Origin of the sequence: Amycolatopsis sp. SID8362, assembly GCF_010550475.1 — a bacterium.
Lineage (GTDB): Bacteria > Actinomycetota > Actinomycetes > Mycobacteriales > Pseudonocardiaceae > Amycolatopsis > Amycolatopsis eburnea.
In genome coordinates this window covers 1-2,695 of sequence record NZ_JAAGNB010000112.1, presented here as the reverse complement: position 1 = coordinate 2,695, position 2,695 = coordinate 1, and the positions used below count along the sequence as shown (strand labels likewise).

Here is a 2,695-nt window from a genome sequence, read left to right as displayed (position 1 = left end):
CGCTGGCCGACGAACGCGGCCTCGGCGGCGAGCTGACGCTGAGCGAGGACGCGCGGGCCCACCTCGTCCGGCTGGCGGGCGGGGACGCGCGCCGCGCGCTGACCGCCCTCGAAGCGGCGGCGGACGCGGCCTCGGCCACCGAGGCGAAGGCGATCGACCTCGCCATCGTCGAGTCCACTGTGGACAAGGCGGCGGTGCGCTACGACCGCGACGGCGACCAGCACTACGACGTGATCAGCGCGTTCATCAAGTCCATCCGTGGCTCCGACGTCGACGCGGCGCTGCACTACCTGGCCCGGATGATCGAGGCGGGGGAGGACCCGCGGTTCCTCGCCCGGCGGCTGGTCGTGCACGCGAGCGAGGACATCGGCATGGCCGACCCGACGGCCCTTCAGGCGGCGGTCGCGGCTTCGCACGCCGTCCAGTTCATCGGCATGCCCGAAGGCAGGCTCGCGCTGGCGCAGGCGACGATCCACCTGGCCACCGCGCCGAAGTCGAACGCGGTGATCACGGGCATCGACGCGGCGCTGTCCGACGTCCGCGCCGGGCTGGCCGGCACCGTCCCGCCGCACCTGCGCGACGGGCACTACGCGGGCGCGAAGAAGCTCGGCAACGCCCAGGGCTACCGCTACCCGCACAACGTGCCGGAAGGCGTGCTGGCGCAGCAGTACCCGCCGGACGAGCTGGTCGGCCGGGACTACTACGAGCCGACCCAGCGCGGGGCGGAGCGCACGCTCGCCGAGCGTGTTCCCAAGCTGCGCCGGACGATCCGCGGGGAAAAGTGACCGCGGCGGAACAAAACGCGGTGGTTGATCACCGGAGCGGGCCGCGGCGTTCAAGATCATCGGGTTTCGTAAGCTTCGCGCCTTGAGGTGACCCGAACCGGGTCCCGGTGACCGCAGGAGGCGAACCCGTGCCCGCGACGCTGCAGTGCATCGTCCTCGATTGCCCGGAACCGGTCGCGCTCGCCCGCTTCTACCAGGCTCTGCTCGGCGGCGACGTGGACCGGCCCGATCCGCGGTGGCGGGTCGACGAAGACTGGTCGACCTTGCACGTGAACGGACTGGTCCTGGGCTTCCAGCGGGCGCTGGACCACCAGCCGCCGCACTGGCCGGACCCGGCGTTCCCGCAGCAGTTCCACCTCGACTTCGAGGTCGACGACTTCCGCGAGTCCCACCACGTCGTCCTGGCGAACGGCGGCCGCCTCCTCGACCCGGACCTCGGCGGCCGCGGCTGGCGCGTCTACGCCGACCCGGCGGGCCACCCGTTCTGCCTCCTCGGCGATTACTGAGCGCGCCCGCTGGGCACGCTGAGGGCATGACTGTCGCTTTCCTGGGAACCGGGATCATGGGCGCCCCGATGGCGGCCAACGTCGCCAAGGCGGGCCTCGACGTGCGGGTCTGGAACCGGACGCGGGCCAAGGCCGAGCCCCTGGCCGACGTCGCCACGGTCGCCGATTCGGCGGCCTCGGCCGCCGCGGGCGCGGACATCCTCGTCACGATGCTCGCCGACGGGCCCGCGGTGGCCGAAGCGTTCGAAGCCGCTTCGCCCGCCTCAGGGACGTTGTGGCTGCAGATGAGCACGGTCGGCCTCGATTGGACCGACCGCCTCGCCGTGGCGGCTGAGAAGGCCGGCGTCGTGTTCGTCGACGCCCCCGTGCTCGGCACCCGCCAGCCCGCCGAGCAGGCGCAGCTGCAGGTGCTGGCGTCCGGTCCGGAGGAAGCCCGCCCGAAGGCGACGCCGGTGTTCGACGCGGTCGCCGTGAAGACGCGGTGGCTCGGCCCGGCGGGCGGGGGCAGCCGGCTGAAGCTGGTGCTGAACGCGTGGGTGCTGGCCCTGACCAACGCCACGGCGGAGAGCCTCGGCCTGGCGGCGGCGCTAGGGCTGGAGCCGTCGCTGTTCCTGGAGACGATCGAGGGCGGCGGCCTCGACGTCGGCTACGCGCACGTGAAGGGCGGGGCGATGCTTTCGGGCGAATACCCGCCGTCGTTCCCGGCGGGCCTGGCGGCGAAGGACGCGCGGCTGGTGGTGGAGGCCGCGGGCGAGGACGTCGACGTGGCGGGGGCCAAGGCGGTCCTCTCGCACCTGGAAGCGGCGGTGGACGCGGGCCACGGCGACGAAGACATGGCGGCGCTCTACCGCGCGGTCCTGAAGGAGCGCTAGAGGAGCGTCGCGAGCCGGTCCACCCCCAGGGCGCTGGTCAGGAGGCGTTCCTTCGCGTTGCCCAGGAGCTTCCGGGTCCACGGCGTGAAGCCGCCATCGCCCACTTCGGCGAGCTCGCCGCCGAAGGACGCGTACACCTTGAAGCAGAGGCCCTCGTAGTACCCACCTCGGCCGCCTTCGCGGTCCGGGAACGGGCGGACCGGAACGTCCGGCACCGCATCGAGCAGGCCCTCGAACCGGGGGTCGAGCACGGTCACGGCCAGCTCGACCGCGGCCGCGCCCAGCGTCCGGCAGGCCTCGGCCAGCAGCCGGGCGTGCTCGGCCCAGTGCTGCCGCTCGAAGGCCAGGTCGCCGGAGTCCCGGCCGGCCGTCACCGCACCGAACAGCGAGAAGTGCGCGAACAGCCCCGCCGGGACCTGCTGGGCCCGCACCACGCGCTGCACCGAGGCCAGGCGGACGACGTCCGCCGACGAGCGCCGGACCGCCGCCTCCAGGGCTAGGCCGGTGGTGGGGTCGGCGGCGACCTCGGTGC

Annotated in this window: 2 protein-coding genes and 2 pseudogenes; 3 read left to right on the top strand and 1 reads right to left on the bottom strand. The window is 73.6% G+C overall.

Annotated elements, in window-relative coordinates; all coding sequences use genetic code 11:
* From G3I65_RS04040 to G3I65_RS04030, 3 genes and pseudogenes are all read left to right on the top strand, one after another.
* Window positions 1-785: pseudogene (locus G3I65_RS04040) on the top strand (replication-associated recombination protein A); the annotation flags it as partial.
* Window positions 786-913: 128 nt separating this feature from the next.
* Window positions 914-1,291, top strand: coding sequence for a VOC family protein (locus G3I65_RS04035; protein WP_160694867.1), 378 nt, complete (start codon window positions 914-916; stop codon window positions 1,289-1,291).
* Between the two features lie 26 nt (window positions 1,292-1,317).
* A complete protein-coding gene (locus G3I65_RS04030) occupies window positions 1,318-2,163 on the top strand; it encodes an NAD(P)-dependent oxidoreductase (RefSeq protein WP_160694865.1) in 846 nt (281 codons plus the stop codon).
* Here G3I65_RS04030 and G3I65_RS04025 read toward each other — a convergent pair.
* Window positions 2,160-2,695, bottom strand: a pseudogene (locus G3I65_RS04025) (hypothetical protein); the annotation flags it as partial. The gene G3I65_RS04030 and the pseudogene G3I65_RS04025 sit on opposite strands and share 4 nt — an antisense overlap.